We start from the raw sequence: 21,294 nt of genomic DNA, 5'->3' as shown, positions 1-21,294 counted from the left end.
CGTCCCAGCCCCCGATAGGAGCCCATAGAAAAGGGCCCGAGGGAGCTTCCCGCGGGCCCTTCTCCACATAGCTCCGAGGGCGCTATGCCGAGCCGCTCGGGATGGCGTACATCTCCACGTCGACGAGATCGGCGATCGGTCCCGAGGCTCCCGAGAGCGCGATGTCGCATACGACGCGCTCGGGGGTCTGGCTGCGCACGGAGAGCGCGCAGTGCACGGGCCCGTTCGCGGGGCCGTCGGTGAAGCTCACCTGGCCGATCCGCAAGGGCAGCGTCTGCCCGATCGAGCCGAGGCCGCACAGGATGGCGAGCTGGAGCCCTCCGTCGAGCGCGGCCACGTCGGTCTGCCACGACTCGGTGGGCCAGCCGCACTCGGTGGTGCCGCGGAGCTCGGCCTTCGCGCCGGCGTTCGAGAGGCCTTCGATGGCGCGAATCACCTGGAAATCGCGGCCGTGGAAGAGGTTCTTGGCCGAGTAGATCTCGTCCACTGGGAAGGGGCTCGCGCCGAGCGCCACCGAGACGGGCGTGGCCTTCGCGTGACCTTCGCCCTCGGGGGCGAGCGTGGCGGCGTAGCGCAGGTTGCCGTTCTCGTCGCGGAGCTCGAGCGACACGTGCCCGGGATCGGCCGCGGCGCTGGCCGTGGCGATCGAGAAGAGGTTGCCCTCGCCGTCGAACTTGTCGAGCACGATGCCGCGGACGACACGCGCGTTCCGGAGCTCGACCGACGCCGCCCCGGGCACGAGCGCGCGGCCGAGCCTCGCGAACCACTCGAGCGCGAGCACCATGGGGAGCACGGGCTTGCCTTGGATGCGGTGGCTCGCGAGCTGCGGGTGGGTGGCCGCGCTCACTCGGACCTCGACGCGCACGTTGCGCACCTGTCCACCGTGGAGGCCCGCGTCGCCTCCGCCGATGACCACCTCGACGTCGTCCGAGGGGGCCGCCGAGAGCTCGCGCACGAACGCGAGCGCACCCGCCGCGACGCCGAGGAGAGCGACGCCTCGCTCCTTGAAGTGCCCACGGAGGGCCGGCGTGACCATGCCGCCGTCCCACGGGCCCCAGCCGATCGACGAAACACGGCACCGACCTTCGCGGCGACGCGCCTCTACAGCCGCGACTTTGTTCAGGATTTCGTTGGCCATAGCGTAGTCGCTCTGGCCCGCGTTGCCGGCGCGCGCGGCCACCGACGAGAACAGGCAGATGAACTCGAGCGGGTCGGTCTGCGTGGCCTCGAGGAGGGCGCGGAGGCCCATGACCTTGGTGTCGAAGACACGATCGAACTGGGCGTCGGTCTTCTTGTCGATGAAGGCGTCGGCGAGCACGCCGGCGCCGTGGACGAGGCCGTGGACGGGGCCCCACGAGGCGCGCACGTCGTCGAGCAGGGCGCGGAGGGCGACCGCATCTCGGACGTCGACCGCGGCGTAGCGCACCTTCGCCCCGGCGGCCTCGAGCGAGGCGAGCGTGCCGAGGACCTCGCGGTTGGCCAGGATCTTGTCGACCTTGGCGCCGATGATCTTGGGCGTCACCACCTCGCCGCGGCCGTTCGCGTCTTGCAGGGCGGCCCGCTTGAGCGCGCTCTCGTCCGTGATGCCACGGAAGACCGCGGGCTCCTCTTCGAGCGGAGTGCGCCCGAGGATGAGCACACGCGGCCTCGCGAATTTCGCGAGCTCCACGAGCGACGAGGCGGTGACACCGCGCGCGCCGCCCGTGACCACGAACACGGCGCCCTCGGGGATCGGGCGCTTAGCGACCTCGAGCGGCACCTTCACGCTCGCGAGCGTGAGGCGCGAGCCGTCGGCCCGGAGGCCCACCTCGAGCTCCGGACCGCCCGCGAAGAGCTCGGCCACGATCGTCTCGGCGAGCTCGTCGTGCTGACGATGCGCCCGTTCGAGATCGATCGCCTTGGTCGAGGCCTTGGGCCACTCGTCGCCCGCGGTCTTCGTGAGGGCGGCCACGCCGGCGAGCCACGCGCGCTCACCCGCCGCGCCCGACATGCCGAAGTCTCCACCGGTGTCTTGCACGGTGACGAAGAGGCCTCCGTGCTCGCGCATGTGCGAAGCGACCGCACGCGCCGCGCCGAACGCCTCGCGGTTCACGCCGAGAGCGTCGTCCCCGTGGGCCTCACGCAAGCCGCCCAAGAAGATGACCCCCGCCGCGTCGGCCGGGATCTCGGCGACCCCGAGCGCGACCGCGTTGACGCCGCGCACGCGCAGACCGTCGACCACCTTCGCCTGGAGCGCGGTGCCGTCGGGCGTGACCACGAACGTCCCGGGCCCGAGCAGCCCCGGCATCGCGAACCCCGCTGCAGGAGCCGCGACGGGCCGCACGGCCACGCGGAGCACCGGCTCCGCCACCACCTCGTTCACCACGGGCGCGGCCGTCACCGCGCGCGATAATGGAGTTGCGTGGTGGGGCGCACCCGCAGCCGCCTCGAAGAGGGCCACGATCTGCGCGAGCGTGCGCGTCGCCGCCATCTTCGCGTTCGGAACCTGCGGCAAGTTCGCGATCTTCTGCTTCATCGCCGAAAGGATCTCGACGCGCTTGATCGAGTCGATCCCGAGGTCGGCCTCCATGTCCATGTTCACGTCGATCATCTCGGCCGGGTAGCCCGTCTTCTCGGCCACCACAGCGAGCAGCGTCGGCGTGAGCGCGGCCGACGAGAACCCACCCGAAGCCTTGGCGGGGGCGGCAGGAGCCGCGGCAGGAGCCGGGGCCGCGGCCTTCGCGGGCGGAGGCGCGGCGGCCTCGGGGGCGGCGCCGGCGAACAGGTCGATGATCTGCGCGAGCGTGCGCGTCGCCGCCATCTTCGCGTTCGGAACCTGCGGGAGATTGGCGACCTTCTGCTTCATCGCCGACAGGATCTCGACGCGCTTGATCGAGTCGATCCCGAGGTCGGCCTCCATGTCCATGTTCACGTCGATCATCTCGGCCGGGTAGCCCGTCTTCTCGGCCACCACCGCGAGCAGCGTCGGCGTGAGCGTGGCGACGTCGACGCCACCCGAGGGCGCGGCCGGGGCGGCGCTCGGGGCGGGCGCGCCGTTCGCCTTCGCCGGGGCCGCGGGAGCCTCGGGAGCCGCGCCCACGAAGAGCTCGATGATCTGCGCGAGCGTGCGCGTCGCCGCCATCTTGGCGTTCGGGACCTGCGGGAGATCGGCGACCTTCTGCTTCATCGCCGACAGGATCTCGACGCGCTTGATCGAGTCGATCCCGAGGTCGGCCTCCATGTCCATGTTCACGTCGATCATCTCGGCCGGGTAGCCCGTCTTCTCGGCCACCACCGCGAGCAGCGTCGGCGTGAGATCACCGAGGGACGGGCCCTTGACCGCCGGAGCCGCGGGCTTCGCGACGACGGGCGCGGGCGCGGCGACGACGGGCTTCGTGACGACCGGAGCCGGGGCAGGCGCGGGCGCGACGTAGGCCGGCGCAGGCGCCGCGGCGCGGGCGACGGGGGCCGGCGCGGCGATCTGTGCAGGCTGCACGTACTGCGGCGCGGGGGCCATGGCGCGCGCGGGGGGCGCCGCCGGTGCGAAGGCCGCGGGAGCGCCCTGCGTGATGGCGCCGAGCTGGGCGTACGAGGTCTCGACCGTGCGAAGGAACGCCATGTGGCTCTCGGCCATCAGGCGCTGGAACTCCATCTGGGCCGCGATGGCGGGCGCCTGGAGGCGCTCGAGGGAGGCGACGAAGCTCGACGGATCGACGGGGGGCGCGGGCGGAACGTGAGAAGACATCGAGACCTCGGAACGCGTGGAAAGGACACGGGAAACAGGCGCCGCGGGGACCGGGCGCGCGGGAGACGAAGCGACCACCTGCGCGACGGGCGCGGGCGCAGGCGCGGACGCTGGGACGGGGGCGGGGCGTGCCACGGGAGCGGCGCTCACGGCCACCTTGGCGCCGTTCACGTGACCGTTCGCGTGTCCGTTCGCGTGACCGTTCAGGGCCGGAGCCGGAGCCGCGGGCGCCGAGACGACCGGCGCGGCCGGCGTGCGCACGGGAGGCCGCGCGACGGGGTTCTTGGGCGGGTAGGGCTTGCCGTAGTTCGAGCCCGAGAGCTTCACGGTGAACTTCGGCTTGGACGAGGTCGTCGGGTCCTCGCCCATGACCTCGCCCGACCAGAAGCGCTCGAACGCGACCGGGAGGCCCAAGCTCGCGAGGCGACCGAGCGCCGACTGGAACGCGACGACGCCATTTTTGCCCTTCTGATCGAAGGCGATCGCCGTGTGCGCGCGCCCCTCGAGGCAACGCTCGACGAGCTTCGTGAGCACGGCGTCGGGCCCCACCTCGACGAACACCCGCGCACCCGCCGCGTACATGGCCTCGACCTGCTCGACGAAGCGCACGGGCTTGGCGACGGCCTCGGCGAGCTGTGCGCGCGCGGCCGACGGATCGCTCGGGTACACGGCCGCCGTGGCGTTCGCGAAGAACGGCACCTTGGCCGGAGCCACGTCGACGCCGTCGAGGTGCGTGCGGAACGGCGCGACCGCACCGGCCACGATGGGCGAGTGGAACGCCGTCGCCACCGAGAGGCGCTTCGCGGTGAGGCCCTTCTGCTCGAGGGCCTTCTCGGCGCGCTCGATCGCCTCGGTCGCACCCGAGAGCACGATCTGCGTCGGCGCGTTGTGGTTCGCGAGCACCACGTCGAGCCCATGCACCGCGTTCGCCACCACGTCGCGCTCGGCCGACACCGCGGTCATCGCGCCCGGGAGCTTGCTCGCCTCGGCCATGAGCTCACCGCGCTTCCGCGCGAGGAGGAGGCCCGTCTTCTCGTCGAAGAGGCCCGCCGCGACGGCCGCCGTCACCTCGCCGAGCGAGTGCCCACCGACCATCGCCGGTCGGAGACCCGTGAGCTCGAACAGGCGCAGCATGCCGAGGCTCGTGGCGCAGATCGCGGGCTGGGCCCAGTCGGTCGCGGTGAGGGCGCGCTCGGCAGCGTCGCGGGCCTCCGGGCCGAACCCGGGCGCCGGGAACACACGCGACGCGAGCGAGCCCGTACCGTCGCGGACCTCGCTCGCGATGCCGTCCCACACGTCGCGCATGCGGTCCACGTGCACCGCGAGGTCTTTGCCCATGCCGACGTACTGGCTGCCCTGCCCCGGGAAAAGCACCGCAACTTCAGAGGATTTTGCCGACGCACCCACCCCGTACCACATGCCCTTCGGCGACGAGAACGTCGCGGCTTCGTTCTTCGAGATCGTCTGCGCGGCGAACGCGAGCTTCTCGCTGAGGTCGGCCGCGTCGGTCGCGACCACCGAGAGGCGCGCGGGCTTCTGCGCGTCGAACGAGAGCTGCGAGGCCTTCGCAAGGTGCGAGAACGCGCCCTCGGTCTCCGAGGCCTTCGCGAGCGCCTGCGCGTCGGCGACGAGCGCGGCGGGCGTGTCGGCCGAGAGCACGAAGAGCTCCGACGGGAGCGTGTGCATGCGGCCCGGGCGATCCGAGGGGCCCACGTACTCTTCGAGCGCGACGTGGAAGTTCGTCCCGCCGAAGCCGAGCGCGCTCACCGAGGCGCGGCGCGGGTGAGCCTTGTCGGCGCCGTGCACCCAGGGGCGGAGCTGCGTGTTGAGGTAGAACGCGCTGTCCTCGATGCCCATCTTCGGGTTCGGGGCGTCGACCTTGATGGTCGGCGGGAGCACCTTGTGGTGGAGCGCGAGCACGGCCTTGATGAGCCCGGCGGCGCCAGCGGCGGCCTTGGTGTGGCCGATCTGGCCCTTCACCGAGCCGAGCGCGATCGAGCCCTTCTCGGCGCCCGCCTTGGCGAACACCTGCTTCAGCGCCTCGAACTCGGCCGCGTCACCGGCCTGGGTGCTCGTGCCGTGGGCTTCGACCAGACCGACCGTCTCGGGGCCGTAACCGGCGCGCTCGTAGGCGCGCTCGAGGGCGAGCGTCTGGCCTTGGGCCGAGGGCGCGTAGATGCTCTTGGCGCGCCCGTCGGACGACGAGCCGAGCCCGCGGATGACCGCGTAGATCGCGTCGCCGTCGCGCTCGGCGTCGCTCAGGCGGCGGAGCGCCACCATGCCGATGCCCTCGCCGAGCATGGTGCCGTCGCTCTTGTCGGAGAAGGGACGGCAGTCGCCCGAGAGCGAGAGCGCGCCCGTCTGCGCGAAGCACATGTACATGAAGATGTCGTTCAGCGCGTCGACACCGCCCGTGAGCACGAGGTCCGAGTGCCCGAGCGCGAGGTCGTTCACCGCCATCGAGAGCGCCGCGAGCGAGCCGGCGCAGGCCGCGTCGACGACGGCGTTCGAGCCGCCCATGTCGAAGCGGTTGGTGATGCGCCCGGCCACCACGTTGCCGAGGAGCCCGGGGAAGGTCGACTCCTGCCAAGGCACGTACTGTTTGTCGATCTCCTCGGTGAGGCGGGCGATCTCGGCGTCCGAGAGGCCGGCCTGGCGCATCGCGTGCTGCCACACGGGCTTCTGGAGGCGCCCCGTCATCTGCGCGACGAGCTCGGTGGCCGACGCCACGCCGAGGAGCACGCTCATGCGGCTCTTGTCGACGGTCTCCCATTTGCCGCGCGTCGCCTCTTCGAGGGCGTGCTTCGCGACCACGAGCGCGAGGAGCTGCGCCGTATCGGTCGCGGGCAGCGCGTTCGGCGGCATGCCGAACTCCATCGGAGCGAAGTCGACCTCGGGGAGGAAGCCGCCACGGGTCGTGTAGACCTTGTCCTGCGTGCCGGGCTTCTCCGCGTAGTAGTCGTCGCGCAGCCAGTGCGAGCGCGGCACCTCCGTGAGGCGGTCCTTCCCTTCGACGATGTCTTTCCAGAACGCGAACGTGTCTTTCGCTCCCGGGAAGAGAGCGCCCATGCCGACGACGGCGATGGGGGTCATGAGGGTGTCGGCGGAGGCGGGCTTTTGGCTGGGCTTCATGGTGCTCGAGGAGTTCCCGCCGGCGGCGCACGGGTTTCCTGGCGGTAGCACACCGAAAAGGCACCGATTGTCAGGGCCAGGTCACGAGAGCCTGACGTGGCTAAATGTTCAGGAGTGTTCGCCTTTTCGTAACGCGCCGCGTGCACGCACCGCGCCCGACGTCGGCGCCCATGGCGCACGAAGCGCCGCAACTCGGACTGGCCGCACCTCTTACATGCGTTACGGGCTGCCCGGGGTCGTCGGGGACGGGGCGGCGCCCGTCGGGGCGCGACCCTCGGCGATGGCGTCGAAGGCCGCGCGGTCGGCGGCGGTCGCGGCTCGGGCTCGGGCGCGATCGGCGGCGTGACCGTCCTGCTGCCTCCGCACGAAGGCCGCGATCTCGCGGAGGCCCACAGGATCGACGGGCTCTCGCGCCGAGTACGTGGAGATGCGCCGCACCCCCGCGCGGGTCGTGATGCGGTACGTGCGGGTCGTGCCGTCGTGGAGGTTCGCCTCCGCGTAACGATCCCGGAGCGTCTCGAGCTTGGCCGCGACGACCTTGGCGCGGAGCTCTCCGAGGGCCGCGGCGTCGAGCGTGTACTCGGCGACGAACCAAGTCATCGTACCGACGCGGGTCTCACCGCGCTTGACGAGGTCGGCACACGCGCCGCTCCACCCCGGGCCGGCGTCGGCGCAGAACGACCTCACCTCGACGAGCTCGCTCCGCACGAAGTAGTCGCGCACACGACCATCGTCTCCGATCGCGACGACCTGCGTGCCGCCGAGCTCGAAGTGAAAGTCCGTGAGGACGACCTCGAGCGGCCCTTCACCGTTCCAGGCCACTCGCTCCGCGACCGCGGGTTTTCCGGCCTCCGTGCTCGGCTCGGCGGCGGGAGCGGGCGCGTCGACCCCACGGCACGCCCCGAGGGCGACCCATCCGAACGCGAGCACGAGCGCGCAGCGCCTCACCATGCGCCGAGCGTACCTCGTTCCGCGCCCCGTAGGCTCCGCGTGACGTTCGGGCACACGCGAACGCCCTACCACCGGATCACGTGGTGCACCTGCGGCTCGGGCTTGCCGTCGCACGCGTGGCTCGTCGTGCCGTTCGTGTACGTGAGGGCGAGCGCCCTGGACTCGACGCGGACGCCGTCGAGCTGCATCCGGCGCGCGCTGCACCCCGCGCTATCGGGGAGCTCGGCGCCGGTCTTCCGCACGACCTCTTTGCCGTCGACGAGCACCGCGATCGAAGCGAAGCGCGTCTTGGCGAGCCCGTCGTCGTCCGTGGGCTCCGTCACGAGGACCCGCACGTTCGCGTACGTGTACACCCGCCGCGACCTCCCCGTGACGCCCGCGGCGGGCTTCGTCCACGTCCCGTTCGCGAAGACCTCTTCCCCGGCCTCCGTGAGCGGAAAGAGCGGGCGGAGCGTGTGCTTCGCGAGCTCGGCGTTCGCCGCGGAGATCACCGCCTGATGCGCCGAAGCCCTTTTGCTGTACTCTGCAAACGTCGACGTCGGCTCCCGCGTGACGGTCGGCAGGTACGCGGTCTCGCGACCGCCGGACACGAGGTGCACGCCGATCTTGGCCGTGTGGCCCCAACCGTCCCGCTCCTCGACGAACGCGACGAGATCCCCAGCCTCGGTGACCGCCGGCAGGTAGTCGTAGGCGATCGTGGGCATGGCCTCGCACTCTTGATCCTCGCAGACCCACTTCGTCGCGCGGACCCGGGGCGCTCCCGAGGCCCTCTTGGCTCCGGCGTCGGCCGCGTCGGAGGCCGCGTCGGCCGCGATCGGGGCCACGTCGTTCACGGCTGCGTCGCTCACGACCGAAGCGGCCGGCACGAGGCTCGGCGGGAGAGGTTGCGGAGAGGCCGGAGCCGAAGGATCCGGGGGCGCCGCACATGACGACAGAACGAGCACGAGGGCGAGCACGAAGGCGGAGCGGGCGCGCATGGAATGCCGAGGGAACGCCCGACCGACGCGGACGAATTCCACGCCCGTCTCTGGCACGCGTGATGCTTCGCGGCGAGCATGACCTCGGATCACGCCCGTTTTCGACCGAGACGCAGCCCATGACCGCGATGGTTGCAGAGAGCACGCAAGCCGTGCGCGGCGCGCTCCCTTCGGCGATCGACCTGCCGCGTCATCTCGGCACCGTCGCTGGCCACGAGCCGGGGCCTACCCTCGTCCTCACCGGGGGCCTCCATGGCAACGAGCCTGCCGGAGCCCTCGCCATTCAGAACGTGATGCGCGAGCTCGAGGCGCGCGTCGCGAGCCTCAAGGGCCGCGTGGTGGGCCTCTCGGGGAACCGCACCGCCCTCCGCCGCGGCGCCCGATTCGTCGATCGCGACCTCAACCGCCAATGGTACCCCGCCCACCTCGCGCGCCTCGCCGAGGCCGAGCTCACGGCGCTCACGAACGAGGATCGCGAGCAGCGCGAGCTCTTCGACGCCCTCACGGCGCTCGAGCGCCAGGGTCCTCTCACGCTGCTCGACCTTCACACGACCTCGGGAAAAAGCTCGCCGTTCGTGTGCTTCGGAGACACGCTGAAGAACCGCGAGCTCGCCCTCGCCCTCCCGATGACCGCGATCCTCGGCCTCGAAGAGGTCATCGACGGCGCGATGCTCGGCTACTACGCCGACCGCGGCCACACCGCGATCTCCATCGAGGCGGGGCAGCACGACGACCCCGAGACCGTGGACCGACACGAGGCCGCCGTGTGGCTCGCGCTCGTGGCCATGGGCTCCATCGACGCGCACGACGCCCCCTCGCTCGAGCGGCGTCAGGCGCTCCTCGAGCGCTCGTCCGACGGCAGACCCCGCGTGGTCGAGATCCGACATCGCCACGTGGTGCGCCCCGGCGACGGCTTCGCGATGCTCCCCGGTTTCGCGAGCTTCCAGCCACTCGACGCCGGCACCCTCGTGGCGCACGATCGTGGCGGGCCCATCGTCGCCCCCACCGGCGGTCTCATGTTGATGCCGCGCTACCAGGGCCAAGGCGAAGACGGCTACTTCATCGCCCGCGAGGTGGCTCCGTTCTGGCTCGGCGTCTCCGAGGCGCTCCAGCGGCTGCGCGCCGACGCGCTCGTCTCACGGCTCCCCGGCGTGGAGCGCGTGAACGGTTCGGCCACCGAGCTCCGCGTCGACCCGAAGGTCGCGCGCACGTACCTCGTCGAGCTCATGCACCTCGTGGGCTACCGCCGTTCCCGCGACACCGACGCGCGCCTCGCGTTCTCGCGCAGGGCCCGATAGTCGCGAAACGATTCGCAATTTCTCGAACGGATGGGGGCGCGCGCATGGGGCTCGAGATCCACAAAGAGCAGTTCGACGACGGCGACCGTGAGGTGTTCTCGGCCAAGCTGCGGGCATGCCTCGCGGCGCTGCGCGAGGTCTCGGAGCGGCCCGGGTTCGGCGAGGGCGAAGCATCGATCGGCGCCGAGCTCGAGCTGAACCTCGTCGGAGACGACCTGCGCCCTGCGAACGTGAACCGCGCGGTCTTGGCCGACACGCTCGACGACCGCCTCACCCTCGAGGTCGACAAGTTCAACCTCGAGATCAACGCGAGGCCGTTCCCGCTCGCCGGAGCGCCCTTCTCTCGCACCGCGCAAGACCTCTCCGAGGCCCTCGCGAGCGCACGCGAAGCGGCCGCGAAGCACCGCGTGCGCGTCGTGCCGATCGGCATCTTGCCCACGCTCCACGAAGAGGACCTCGGCCCCGACGCCCTCACGGACGGGCGGCGCTACAAGGCCTTGTCGTCGGGTCTGCTACACCTCCGCAAGTCTTCGTTTCCCCTATGCATTCGGGGCATCGACGAGCTCTCGCTCTCCGCCGACGACGTGACCTACGAGGGGGCGAACACGTCGTTCCAGGTGCACCTCCGCGTGGCGCCCGGCCAGTACGCGCGCACCTACAACGCGGCCCAGCTCGCCACGGGGCTCGTGCTCGCCGTGTCGGGCAACTCGCCGCTCTTCCTGGGCCGGCGCCTATGGGACGAGACCCGCATCGCGCTCTTCCGTCAGTCGGTCGACGATCGCGAAGCCGGCGAGGGCGACGACGTGAGGCTCTCGCGTGTGTCGTTCGGTCACGGCTGGGTGAGGCGCAGCGCGCTCGAGCTCTTCGAGGAGTCGGTCCATCTCCACGAGCCGCTCCTCCCCGTGTGCTCGGACGAAGATCCGCTCGCGGTGGTGCGGCTCGGCATGACCCCGAAGCTCGCCGAGCTCCGCTTGCACCACGGCACGGTGTGGCGCTGGAACCGCGCCATCTACGACGACGCGGGCGGCGGCCACTTTCGCGTGGAGCTGCGCGCCCTCCCGGCCGGACCGACCGTGAGCGACATGGCCGCGAACGCCGCGTTCCTCGTGGGCCTCACGCTCGCCCTCCGGGATGACGCCGACACGCTCGTCACGCGCGTCACCTTCGGGCACGCCCGCCGCAACTTCTACGCGGCGGCACGCCACGGCATCGACGCCGAGCTCGTGTGGCCCACCGGCGGGTCGACGCCGCGGCTCTCACCGGCCCTCGGCCTCGCCGCGCACCTCGTCCCGCTCGCGCGCCATGGGCTCGTCTCGGCGGGCGTCGACCCCGACGAAGCCGATCAGCACCTCGCCGTCGTGGCCCACCGCATCGCGGCGCGCACCTCGGGCGCGCGCTGGCAGCGGCGCACGTTCGAGGCCTCTCTCGCCCGAGGAAATCCGCCCTTTCGGGCCGCGGCCGAGGTGCTCGCGAGGTACGCCGATCTCTCCGAGTCGGGCGCGCCCGTCCACACGTGGCCCGAGAGCTGACACCGAGAGCCACTTGCAGAAAGGCACGTCGACATGAGCGAGCACGGAGGGGACATGGTCGCGGAGGTGCTCGCCCGTCGAGGCGTGCGTCACCTCTACACGCTCTGCGGAGGGCACATCTCGCCCATCCTCGTCGGCGCCAAGCGGCGAGGTCTCCACGTGGTCGACATGCGCGAAGAGGTCAACGCGGTCTTCGCGGCCGACGCGACGGCGCGCCTCACGGGCAACGTCGGCGTGGCCGCGGTCACGGCGGGGCCCGGGGTCACGAACACCATCACGGCCGTAAAAAACGCCCAAATGGCAGAGTCTCCGGTGCTCGTGCTCGGCGGCGCGACGGCCACCGTATTGCGCGGGCGCGGCTCCCTCCAAGACATCGACCAACTCTCGATCCTCGGACCCATCACCAAATGGGCGACGCGAGTCACCACCGTGAAGGCCCTAGGGCCCACGATCGAGCGCGCGATCGACGTGGCCATGTCGGGCGTGCCCGGCCCGGTGTTCGTCGAGATCCCCATCGATCTCCTCTACCCGAAGGAGCTCGTGCGCGACTGGTACCTCAAAGAGGCCACCATGAAGGGGCCGCTCGGTGACCTCTTGCGCACCTACCTCAAGGGCCACCTCGCGCGGCAGTTCCATCAACCCCACGTCGCCTTCGACCTGCCCGCGTCGATCACCCAAGGGGGCCTCCCTCGGCCCGGCTTGGGCGCCCGCATCCGCGACGCGATCGAGGCCCTCCGCGGCGCGAAACGCCCCGTGCTCCTCCTCGGCAGCCAATCCCTCGTGAACTGCGCGAGCCCCGAGCGGATCGCCCGCGCGGTGAAAAAGCTCGGCGTACCCACCTACTTGGGCGGTATGGCGCGCGGTCTGCTCGGAAAGAGCTGTCCCACGCAGTTCCGGCACGAGCGCGGCAAGGCCCTCCGCGAGGCCGACGTGGTGGTGGTCGCGGGCTTCCCGTTCGACTTTCGCCTGAAGTACGGCCAAGCGTTCGGCCGAGGGACCAAGATCATCGCGGCCAACCTCGACGCGCGCGCCCTCCGCCAAAACCGCGTGCCCGACATCGCGCTGCGCATGCACCCCGGGGAGCTCCTCGTCGAGCTCGCCGACGCGCTCGGAGGCTCGGCGGGCGCGAGCGACGCCTGGCTCGAGACGCTCCGCACCCGGGAGAACGAGCGCGATCGTGAGATCGAAGCCCAAGCCACGCCCTCGACCGAGCCGCGCACGGTGAACCCGGTCCGGTTCCTTCGAAAGCTCGACGAGAAGCTCGACGACGACGCCATCCTCGTGGCCGACGGCGGCGACTTCGTGGGCACGGCGGCGTACATCCTCCGGCCTCGCTCCCCGCTCTCGTGGCTCGATCCTGGGGTGTTCGGCACCCTCGGCGTGGGCGGTGGCTTCGCCGCGGGCGCGGCCGCTTGCCGCAAGGGCGCCGAGGTATGGATCATCTACGGGGACGGCTCGTCGGCCTACAGCCTCTCCGAGGTCGACACGTTCGTCCGCCATGGCATGGCCCCCATCGCGGTCGTCGGCACCGACGGAGCCTGGGGCCAGATCGCCCGCGACCAAGAGGCCTTCCTCGGCGACGACGTCGGCACCACGCTGCGCCGCACCGCCTACCACGAGGTCGCCGCAGGGTACGGCGGCGTGGGCCTCCTCCTCGACGACGAGACCCGCATCGACGCCGTGCTCGACGAAGCCAAGGCCATCGCCCGCTCGGGCCGCCCCGTGTGCGTCAACGTGCAGTTGACGCGCTCCGACTTCCGCAAGGGCGCGATCTCCGTGTAGCTAACCCTTCGTTTTCGATTGGATTTTCGCACTTGTGAGCTCCCGTCGAAAAAAGCGCGGCGAGGCGTGACGGATCCCTCGCTTCGGCCCAAACCAAGGGAGCGTCCCTTCGGCGTCCCCGCGCGACATGGAGCCCTTCCCCTCGCGGTCCTGACGTACGCTGAGATGCCTTCCCTTACGCCATTCGAAAGAGGATCCGTCATGAGAGCTCTCCGCGCGTTCGGTCTCGTCGCTACCCTCGTCCTCGCGCTGCCCGTCGTGGCGTGCTCCGCGGACATCACCGACGGCTCCGACACCTCCGAGGACGATCTCATCAGCACGGACCCCATCGGCCCGGCGGAGCTCCTCCAGTGTTGGATCGTCCCGAGCACCGAGGCCGATCCGTTCTTCCAGTCGCACGAGGTGAAGTGCGCGGCCACCCGGCCCGACAAATACCCGCTCGTCCCGGCGCGATACATCGTCGAGGCGAGCACGGCCAGGAACGACGTCATCTCGGGCATCTTCACCGAAGGCGAGAAGAGCCTCGGCCGCATTCGGAACGACGATTTCCCCCTCGTCGTGCGCTCACGGATCATGTTCGCGCGCACGGGCGAGATCGGCGACGGCTTCACGCTCAAGCACGAGGCGCGCATCGAGCGCCTCACGAGCGCGACGCCCACCCAGAAGCTCGGCGTGAAGGTGCCGCTCACGCTCTGGCCTCTCGAAATCCAATCGCCTCAAGGGCAGCGGCTCATCGTCACGGCGCGTTACACCGTGCCCACGCCGGGTTTCCGCGTCGGCTCGAACTTCAACATCCCCGAGACCGATCCCGAGGAGCTCGCGCTCTCGCCGTTCGTGGAGTTGCAAGGGGGCTCGAAGGAGCTCTTCATGATCGCCCCCGCCCAAGGCGGGATCGACGTGAACGTGCACGGGAAGGCCGCAAAAATCCCCGGCCCCGGCACCTACGCGTGGAACGGCGAGGCCCTCACCAAGGTCACCAACGACAGGCCCGGCGTGCCCCCGGCCGCAGGCAGCACCGCGGCCCCCGCCCCGACGTGCGGCACCCAAGGCCAAGCCCCTTGCCAGGGCGGCGCGTGCGCACCTTCGCACCGGCTCGACGCAGGCAAGTGCGTCGCGTGCGGCGGTGACAAACAAACGTATTGCACCAACGCGCAGGGCAACCGCGCCTGCGCCGACGGCCACCGCCTCGACCAGAACGACTGGACCTGCAAGGCCTGTGGCTCGGCCGGCCAGACCTATTGCACGAACGCCCAGGGCAACCGCTCCTGCACCGAAGGCCACCGCCTCGACCAGAACGACTGGATCTGCAAGCCCTGCGGCGGCCAAGGCGAGACCTACTGCGTGAACACGCTCGGCAACCGCACGTGCGACGCCGGCCACCGCCTCGACTCGAACGACTGGACCTGCAAGGCCTGCGGAAAAGACGGCCAAACCTACTGCGTGAACGCCTCGGGGAACCGCTTCTGCGCCGACGGGCACCGCCTCGACTCGAACGTGGGGACGTGCAAGGTGTGTGGCGGTGAGGGCCAGACCTACTGCACCGACGCGAGCGGCAATCGCGTGTGCAACCCCGGGCTCCGGCTCAACAACGCGACGAGCACCTGCGTCCGCTGACGACCGGGCGGCTCAGTCGACGAGATGAACCGCGTGTAGCGTCATGGCCACGGCGACGCCCACCCAGGCCGTCACGATGGCGAGCGCGAGCAAGGTCGCGACCCACACACGTAGGGGCAGGGAAGGATCCCACTGCCCCTGCGCGTTCGGTCGCGGCATGCTGCCGAAGTCGATCACGCCGAACACGAGCTCCGGGCGCTGCGGATCGGCCACGATGACCCCGTCGTACTCGACGCCCGACACCGAGACCTGCCCGAACGCACCCCGCGAGGTACGAAACTGGAAGTGGGTCTCCTGCCCGGTCCCCGTGTACGTGCGCACCTCGGTCTTCCAGCCCCGCGCGAACGTCATGGGCCAGTTCGTCATGCGCCCTCCGCCGTACTTCACGGTGCGCGACAGGATCTCGACCACCTCGCCGTTTCGAAGGACCGCGATGCGCCGCTTGGCGCGCACGGCCGCGTAGAGCCCGAGCGGCAAGAGAGGCAGGAGCGGGACGAGCGGATGCACGACCGACGCTCCCCCGAAGCCCATGGCGAACACCATCGTGATCGGCGGAAAGAGCGCCCAACGGAGCACGACCCAGTACCCGCGCATCGTCTCGGCGAGCAGGTACGAGAACGGCACGGCGCGAGGGCCGGGCGCGAGCGGCAGCGGGGACTGGGACTCCTGGAGCCCGGTCCGGGTCTTCTCGACGAACGCCGAGAGGCGCGCATGCTCGTTCGTGAAGTAGTCCGCGAGATCCTCGAAGCGCTTCGTGTAGCTCTCGAGCATGGCGTCGGGCACGCCGGCGGGGAACGGCTCGAGCGGCGCGTACTCCGGCACCATCGGCATCTCGTCGCCCGCAGAGAGCGCCCGCGAGGCCAGCGAGAAGACGTGACCACGTGTGGCGAGGAGCGCGGCGTGGGCTGCGACGGCGCGTTGATGGGCCTCTTGGCAACGCGCACGAGGATCGACGGATCGGTACACGAGGGACGAGGGTAGAGCGCCTTCGGCCGCGCGCCCACAAGAAGGCCACGAGCAGGCGTTTTTCTATTAAATACGACTACTTACCAGTCTTCCCGGTGAGCCGCACGAAGCTCGTCGGGGTGGTCTTGTCGGAGACGGCCAAGGTGACGGCCCCGGTCGAGAGCTCGCACTGGAAGATGGCGCGGGTGCCAGGCGCGCGTTCGAACATCACGTTCACCTCGTTCGCCTCGACCTTGAAGCTGTCGGGCGGAGCGCCGTACCCCCACGCGAATCCCTGGTACGGAGCCGACCGCGTCGGGGTGATCTGCTCGATCAAGACCCCAGCCGAGGCCCCGACGACGAAGATGCGGTACGTCCCACCGAAGAGGGACGCCATCGACCCTCCCGAGGCGGCGATCGTGGCGTCGATGCCCCCCGCGAGGCTCGCGAACATGGCCTGCGGGGAGCCGAGATCCCCGCAACGCCCTCCCCCGTCGCCCGGCGGTGCCGAGCCGTCCTGCGCTTGCGCGTCCCGAACGCCGCCGTCGTCGGACGAGCCTCCACCCTCGGACGAGCTGCCTCCACCGTCGACCGAGCTGCCCCCGTCGACCGACGCGTCGTCGCCGACGCTCGAGTCGGAGCACGCGACGAGCCCACACGAAACCACCACGATCGCGAAAGAACGTCTCATGATCTCAAAAAGTACCGTGGGCCGCCACGGATCGCCATCGGCTCGGGCGTCCGCCCCTCTCTTCTCAACGCGTTCAGCGCGAGGCCGCAGGGACACGGGCGAGGTCGGGGAGCACGTCGGTGTAGGACGCGAAGCCGCGGCCGCCGCGGAGCGCGCCGGGGGGATCGTCGGTCAGGCCGACGAAGTAGCGGTGCGTGGGCTCTGTGACGTACGCCGCGTACGCGTCGACGTCGGTCGAGCGGTTGCCGAAACCGAAGGCGATCTCGAGCCCGCCGGCGCGCAAGAGCTCGAGCTCGCGCTTCTTGAACTCCGCCGCCGAGGGCCCGATCGAGCCTGATTTGTCGTCTTTCGTGCGCACGATGCCCTTCGGGAACCCATGCTCGGAGAGGAACGTACGGGTGCGATCGACGAGCCACTCGGGCCGCGCGGTCAGGTAGACGGGCACGTATCCGCGCTCGGCGAGCAGGCCCAACGCGCGCGCCGCGTCGACGCGCACGGGCGACGTGACGCCCCGCAAGAACGCCGCGACCTCGATCGCCTCGGCGGTGGTGAGCGTCCCGTCGACGTCGCTCACGACGAGCTTCGTCCCGCGAGGCACGACGTGCACGACGAGCGAGGCCTCCGTCCCGTCTCCGAGCACACGCAGGCGCACCTCGTGGCGTCCGAGCCCGAGCGTCTTGCCTTCGGGCACGCGAAAGTAGACACGCCCACCGCTGTCGTGTGCGCCGTCGACCTCGGCGTGCTCGCCGTCGTCCGTGGTGATCGCGACGCCCAAGACCGAAAACTCTCGGGCGCCCTCGGGCCGCGCGGCGACCTCCACCTCCTCGCCGACGAGGTCACGATCGAGCGTGCCGTAGGCGAGCTTCCCGACGATCCACTGGGGCTCCCCCACGGCGACGATGCGGTCGCGCGCGCGGTGGTTCGGGCTCGACGCGGCGACGTGGGACGAGCGCGGGTTGCGAAATCCACGTGTCACGGGCGCCTCCGATCGCGACGGCGCGCTCGCCGCGCACCCGCTGGCTGCGAGCGAAACGAGGACGAGCGAAAGCACCCTCCCGCCGAGCCCAGACCACCCTTCCTCATGCGCCATGCTCCTCGCCCCACTCTCTCTGCCCGTACACACCGCGTCAATCGCGAGGGTCGGGAGGCCGTCACTTGACGCGACGCACGACTTTTCGAGGCCCGTGAAAGATTCACGACTGACATTTTGCGCCGGTGCCGTATGCTCTTCGCGCTCCGCCATGGGGAGGCCGTGGGGGAATGCACAAGGAGCATCACAGATGTCCGACACGTCCATCGATCTCGTGGTCCGTTTCTCGATCAAACCCGGCAAGCTCGAGGCGTTCCGCGCCAAGGTGCAAGAGATCGCCGCCGCGGTGGAGGCCGAAGAGCCGCAGACCGTCGCGTACACGACCTACGTCGACGCCGAGGGGAAGGCGGCGATCCTCATCGAGCGCTACCGCTCCTCGGAGGACTTCCTCGCGCACTTCAAGCGCACGGGGCCTGCTCTTGGCCCCCTCCTTGAGCTCGCGCCAGCCACCGAGATCCTCACCCTCGGCTCCCCGAACGACGCCGCCAAGGGTCTCCTCGCGTCGATCTCGGCCACGTTCCTCACCAAGGTCTCGGGGTTCTCGCGCGGCTGAGAGCCAGGACGATCAGCGCCCGAACAGGAGCGCCGCTTCCCGAGGCGAGAGCCCCAAGACCCGCTCGAACGCCCGTCGTGCGCGGGCGGGGCTCTCGAACCCCACGCTCGTCGCCATGGTCTTTACGCTCTTTCCTCGGGCCAAGAGGTCCTTGCCACGCTCGACACGCAGGCGCTCCACGAGCTTCGCGGGAGTGGCGGAGGTGAGCTCGAGGCAACGACGGTGCAGCGTGCGGACGGAGAGCCCGGCGCGCCTCGCGAGCTTTTCGACCGTGACCTCCCGGAGGTGGCTCCGCGCCCACGCGATCGCCGGGGCGAGCGGATCCGAGGCGCTCGCCTGAGCGACCAGCGCGTCCGAGAACTGCGATTGGTAACCGGGCCGGCGCGCGTAGAGCACGAGCCGCGAGGCGACCGCGTCGGCGACACGCCTCCCGAGATCGCACTCGACCATCGCGAGGGCCATGTCGATGCCGCACGTGACCCCGGCCGACGTCCACACGTTCCGCTCCCGCACGTAGATCGCGTCACGATCGACCGAAACCTTTGGAAAGAGGGCCGCGAGCGCGTCGCACGCCTGCCAATGCGTGGCCACGCGGAGACCATCGAGCACCCCCGCGGCCGCGAGCACGAACGCCCCCGAGCACACCGACGCCACACGCCCACACGCGGCGACGCGGCGCACCCACGCGCGTAGCTCGCGGTCCGCGACGGCCGAGAGCAAGGCCGCTTCTTCGCCTCCCACGACGATCCCCGTGTCCCCCGGCCCGAGGGCCACGTCCGCGAGCTTGCGCGTCTCGACCCGGAAGCCCGCGGTGGTCACGAGCGGCTCGCCCGAAGTCGACGCGACGACCACCTCGTAGGCACCCGGCACGTCGCGCGCGGCGTTCGCGAAGACCTCGGCCGGCCCCGCGAGGTCCAGGGTCTGCGCGCCGGCGAACGTGGCGAGGACGATCCGCATTGGCAGAAATTGAACCATCTTTGACATTTCTGCCACACAGAACCGCGGCACCTTCGAGCCCGAAGGAGGTGCTCATGTCGCTCACGTTCGGTCTCTTGGTGTTCCCAGGTGTCACGCAGCTCGATCTCACGGGGCCGTTCGAGGTCGTGCACCGCGTCCCCGGCGCGAAGGTGCACGTGCTCTGGAAGACGCTCGACCCCGTGCACGCCGACTCGGGCCTCGGGTTGCTCCCCACCACGACGTTCGCCGACTGCCCCCCGCTCGACGTGCTGCTCGTCCCCGGGGGCGCGGGGCAGGTGCCGCTCATGGCCGACGCGGAGGTCTTGGGCTTCTTGCGCGAAAAGGCGGCGACCGCGCGCTACGTGACGGCCGTGTGCACGGGCGCGCTGGTGCTCGGCGCCGCGGGCCTCTTGCGCGGGTACGAGGCCGCGACCCACTGGGCGTTCATGCCCTTCCTCGAGGCCTTCGGAGCCACGCCGCGCGAGGCACGCGTCGTCGTCGATCGCGATCGCATCACCGGGGGTGGCGTGACCGCCGGGATCGACATCGCGCTCCGCATCGTCGCCGAGGCCGCCTCACCCGACGCGGCGCGCACGATCGAGCTCGCGCTCGAGTACGACCCCGAGCCCCCTTTCGGGTGCGGTCACCCGAGGCGCGCCCCCGAGCCCCTGGTCGCCGCCGCGCGCGCCGCCCTCGAGGCCCAGCTCGCCGAGCGAGGCGTGCGCGTCGCCGAGGCCGCCGCGGCGCTACGCTGAGCCACGAGCCCCCTGGAACTTGCATCATGCACGCATCGGACCTCGCGCTCGTCGCCTATGCCTCCTGGACCTTCGCCCTCGTGGTCGCGATCGCGTGCCTGCGCGCTTCGCTCACCCTCAGGGGCAAGCGCGCGGCCAACGCCTTCTCGGTCACGGGGGACGACGTCTCGCCGTTCTCGGGGAGGCTCTGCCGGGCGCACGCGAACTGCGTCGAGAACCTCCCGGTCTTCGCGGTCATCGTGATCGCCGCGCGCCTCTCGGGGCACGCGGCGGCGGTCGATCCGATCGCGCCGTGGGTCGTCGCGGCGAGGGTCGCGCAGTCGTCGATGCACCTCGCCTCGACGAGCCCGCGCGCCGTCACGATCCGGTTCGTGTTCTTCGCGCTGCAGCTCGGGGGCTTGGCCGTGTGCATCGCGCGGCTCGTGCTCGCGTAAGTGTCCGTACCTATGGAACATTCACGAGCCCTCGACCTTGGAGGACATGTCGCGATCCCCTCCCGAGCTCGTTATTCGGGGAATTCGCTCGAACCGCCGAGGCGACGCGGGTCTTGCCCGTAGACGACAGCTCCGGACCGGCGTCGACGTACGCGTAGGCCCGCATGCGCCGGACCTTCGGGCGCTTCCATTCCTTGTCCTCACCACACAGGTAGGTGTAGCGCACCTCCCACGCGAGGGCCGAGGCGAGGACCCTCGTGCTCACGACGACAAGGCGCGCAGCGCGAGGTGGCCCGGTATCGTCGATCGGAAGGAACGCGAGGTACGGGTTGATGTCGTGCACGATGGCGAGCGCCTCGCGACCCCCTAGGCGCGGTGGGTCGCCGAGCCCATCGCCGGGCCCCGGCAACGCGCTGTAGAAGCCGGTCCCGTGGTGGAGCTTCATCGAACCACAGCTCAGGTTCGCAGGGCAGCCATCGGGCGTGTTGGCCTCGACGCCACGTAGGTAGCCAACCGAGATGGCCCCGTTCGCGTAGGTCTTGTAGACACGATCGCCCACGAGAGTGGCCTTCTCCCCGGGAGAGAAGCCGAGCTCGGTCGCGTGCTGGCTCACGAGGGTCATGAGAGGCGGCGCGGACTCCCCCGGTGCCCAGTACCCGAATCGCCACCACGTCGCGCCTTCGAAGGTGAACTTTCGCTCGACGTGCATCCCCGTCCACGGAGAGCGCGGCGGCCGAAACCCGAGCTCGGTAAAGGCCGTGGCCCCTTGGTACGACCGGTACTCGGCGGTCGGCTCGGCCGGCGCGATTTTGTGCGTGAAGTCGAGGCGAGCCGGGATCCCACCGACCTCCACGTTCACACA

15 protein-coding genes are annotated in these 21,294 nt (G+C 70.7%); 7 read left to right on the top strand and 8 right to left on the bottom strand.

What is annotated here, in order from left to right; genetic code table 11:
• Nucleotides 1-82: 82 nt before the first annotated feature.
• The 3 genes from IPK71_06920 to IPK71_06910 all read right to left on the bottom strand — a co-directional run bounded on the left by IPK71_06920 (nt 83) and on the right by IPK71_06910 (nt 8,784).
• Nucleotides 83-6,856 carry an SDR family oxidoreductase gene (locus IPK71_06920; GenBank protein MBK8213472.1) on the bottom strand — a complete coding sequence of 2,258 codons (6,774 nt, stop codon included), beginning with the start codon at nt 6,854-6,856 and terminating at the stop codon, nt 83-85.
• A 219-nt stretch (nt 6,857-7,075) separates the two neighbouring features.
• Nucleotides 7,076-7,807, bottom strand: a complete 732-nt coding sequence (locus IPK71_06915) for a hypothetical protein (protein MBK8213471.1) — start codon at nt 7,805-7,807, stop codon at nt 7,076-7,078.
• A 65-nt stretch (nt 7,808-7,872) separates the two neighbouring features.
• Nucleotides 7,873-8,784 (bottom strand): hypothetical protein, encoded by a 912-nt coding sequence (locus IPK71_06910; GenBank protein MBK8213470.1) that lies wholly within the window; start codon nt 8,782-8,784, stop codon nt 7,873-7,875.
• Between the two features lie 119 nt (nt 8,785-8,903).
• On the opposite strand from IPK71_06910, the gene IPK71_06905 reads away from it, so the two are divergent.
• The 4 genes from IPK71_06905 (at nt 8,904) to IPK71_06890 (ending at nt 15,007) form a co-directional block, all read left to right on the top strand.
• Nucleotides 8,904-10,082 (top strand): succinylglutamate desuccinylase/aspartoacylase family protein, encoded by a 1,179-nt coding sequence (locus tag IPK71_06905; GenBank protein ID MBK8213469.1) that lies wholly within the window; start codon nt 8,904-8,906, stop codon nt 10,080-10,082.
• A 44-nt stretch (nt 10,083-10,126) separates the two neighbouring features.
• Nucleotides 10,127-11,611, top strand: a complete 1,485-nt coding sequence (locus IPK71_06900; protein MBK8213468.1) for a glutamate--cysteine ligase — start codon at nt 10,127-10,129, stop codon at nt 11,609-11,611.
• A gap of 33 nt (nt 11,612-11,644) precedes the next feature.
• The gene (locus IPK71_06895; GenBank protein MBK8213467.1) at nt 11,645-13,393 is read left to right on the top strand and encodes a thiamine pyrophosphate-binding protein; all 1,749 of its coding nucleotides are present in this window, start codon (nt 11,645-11,647) and stop codon (nt 13,391-13,393) included.
• 201 nt (nt 13,394-13,594) lie between these two features.
• Nucleotides 13,595-15,007: a hypothetical protein gene (locus IPK71_06890; GenBank protein MBK8213466.1), complete on the top strand. Its 1,413-nt coding sequence runs from the start codon at nt 13,595-13,597 to the stop codon at nt 15,005-15,007.
• 12 nt (nt 15,008-15,019) lie between these two features.
• Here the strand turns inward: IPK71_06890 and IPK71_06885 are convergent, their stop codons facing one another.
• The 3 genes from IPK71_06885 to IPK71_06875 form a co-directional block, all read right to left on the bottom strand.
• Complete coding sequence (locus IPK71_06885; protein MBK8213465.1) at nt 15,020-15,973, bottom strand: hypothetical protein; 954 nt, start codon at nt 15,971-15,973, stop codon at nt 15,020-15,022.
• 76 nt (nt 15,974-16,049) lie between these two features.
• Complete coding sequence (locus tag IPK71_06880) at nt 16,050-16,643, bottom strand: hypothetical protein (protein ID MBK8213464.1); 594 nt, start codon at nt 16,641-16,643, stop codon at nt 16,050-16,052.
• A gap of 73 nt (nt 16,644-16,716) precedes the next feature.
• Complete coding sequence (locus tag IPK71_06875) at nt 16,717-17,619, bottom strand: phosphatidylinositol transfer protein (protein ID MBK8213463.1); 903 nt, start codon at nt 17,617-17,619, stop codon at nt 16,717-16,719.
• Nucleotides 17,620-17,923: 304 nt separating this feature from the next.
• Here IPK71_06875 and IPK71_06870 point away from each other — a divergent pair, with 304 nt between their 5' ends.
• The gene (locus tag IPK71_06870; GenBank protein ID MBK8213462.1) at nt 17,924-18,286 is read left to right on the top strand and encodes an antibiotic biosynthesis monooxygenase; all 363 of its coding nucleotides are present in this window, start codon (nt 17,924-17,926) and stop codon (nt 18,284-18,286) included.
• Between the two features lie 12 nt (nt 18,287-18,298).
• Here the strand turns inward: IPK71_06870 and IPK71_06865 are convergent, their stop codons facing one another.
• Nucleotides 18,299-19,243 (bottom strand): DJ-1/PfpI family protein, encoded by a 945-nt coding sequence (locus IPK71_06865; GenBank protein ID MBK8213461.1) that lies wholly within the window; start codon nt 19,241-19,243, stop codon nt 18,299-18,301.
• A gap of 74 nt (nt 19,244-19,317) precedes the next feature.
• On the opposite strand from IPK71_06865, the gene IPK71_06860 reads away from it, so the two are divergent.
• Nucleotides 19,318-19,998, top strand: coding sequence for a DJ-1/PfpI family protein (locus tag IPK71_06860; GenBank protein ID MBK8213460.1), 681 nt, complete (start codon nt 19,318-19,320; stop codon nt 19,996-19,998).
• A 26-nt stretch (nt 19,999-20,024) separates the two neighbouring features.
• Entirely contained in the window at nt 20,025-20,432 is a 408-nt protein-coding gene (locus IPK71_06855) for an MAPEG family protein (GenBank protein ID MBK8213459.1), read from the top strand.
• Nucleotides 20,433-20,442: 10 nt separating this feature from the next.
• On the opposite strand, the gene IPK71_06850 is transcribed toward IPK71_06855, so the two are convergent.
• Nucleotides 20,443-21,291 carry a hypothetical protein gene (locus IPK71_06850; protein MBK8213458.1) on the bottom strand — a complete coding sequence of 283 codons (849 nt, stop codon included), beginning with the start codon at nt 21,289-21,291 and terminating at the stop codon, nt 20,443-20,445.
• Between the last annotated feature and the right edge of the window lie 3 nt (nt 21,292-21,294).

It is taken from the genome of Myxococcales bacterium (assembly GCA_016712525.1).
GTDB lineage: Bacteria > Myxococcota_A > Polyangia > Polyangiales > Polyangiaceae > JAAFHV01.
The sequence above is the reverse complement of the archived record's forward strand: the minus strand, read 5'-3'. Positions and strand labels throughout refer to the sequence as shown.

Coding starts and splice junctions, on each gene's coding strand:
- IPK71_06920 (MBK8213472.1), bottom strand. CDS start 6,856: ATGAAGCCCAGCCAAAAGCCCGCCTCCGCCGACACCCTCATGACCCCC.
- IPK71_06915 (MBK8213471.1), bottom strand. CDS start 7,807: ATGGTGAGGCGCTGCGCGCTCGTGCTCGCGTTCGGATGGGTCGCCCTC.
- IPK71_06910 (MBK8213470.1), bottom strand. CDS start 8,784: ATGCGCGCCCGCTCCGCCTTCGTGCTCGCCCTCGTGCTCGTTCTGTCG.
- IPK71_06905 (MBK8213469.1), top strand. CDS start 8,904: ATGACCGCGATGGTTGCAGAGAGCACGCAAGCCGTGCGCGGCGCGCTC.
- IPK71_06900 (MBK8213468.1), top strand. CDS start 10,127: ATGGGGCTCGAGATCCACAAAGAGCAGTTCGACGACGGCGACCGTGAG.
- IPK71_06895 (MBK8213467.1), top strand. CDS start 11,645: ATGAGCGAGCACGGAGGGGACATGGTCGCGGAGGTGCTCGCCCGTCGA.
- IPK71_06890 (MBK8213466.1), top strand. CDS start 13,595: ATGAGAGCTCTCCGCGCGTTCGGTCTCGTCGCTACCCTCGTCCTCGCG.
- IPK71_06880 (MBK8213464.1), bottom strand. CDS start 16,643: ATGAGACGTTCTTTCGCGATCGTGGTGGTTTCGTGTGGGCTCGTCGCG.
- IPK71_06870 (MBK8213462.1), top strand. CDS start 17,924: ATGTCCGACACGTCCATCGATCTCGTGGTCCGTTTCTCGATCAAACCC.
- IPK71_06865 (MBK8213461.1), bottom strand. CDS start 19,243: ATGCGGATCGTCCTCGCCACGTTCGCCGGCGCGCAGACCCTGGACCTC.
- IPK71_06860 (MBK8213460.1), top strand. CDS start 19,318: ATGTCGCTCACGTTCGGTCTCTTGGTGTTCCCAGGTGTCACGCAGCTC.
- IPK71_06855 (MBK8213459.1), top strand. CDS start 20,025: ATGCACGCATCGGACCTCGCGCTCGTCGCCTATGCCTCCTGGACCTTC.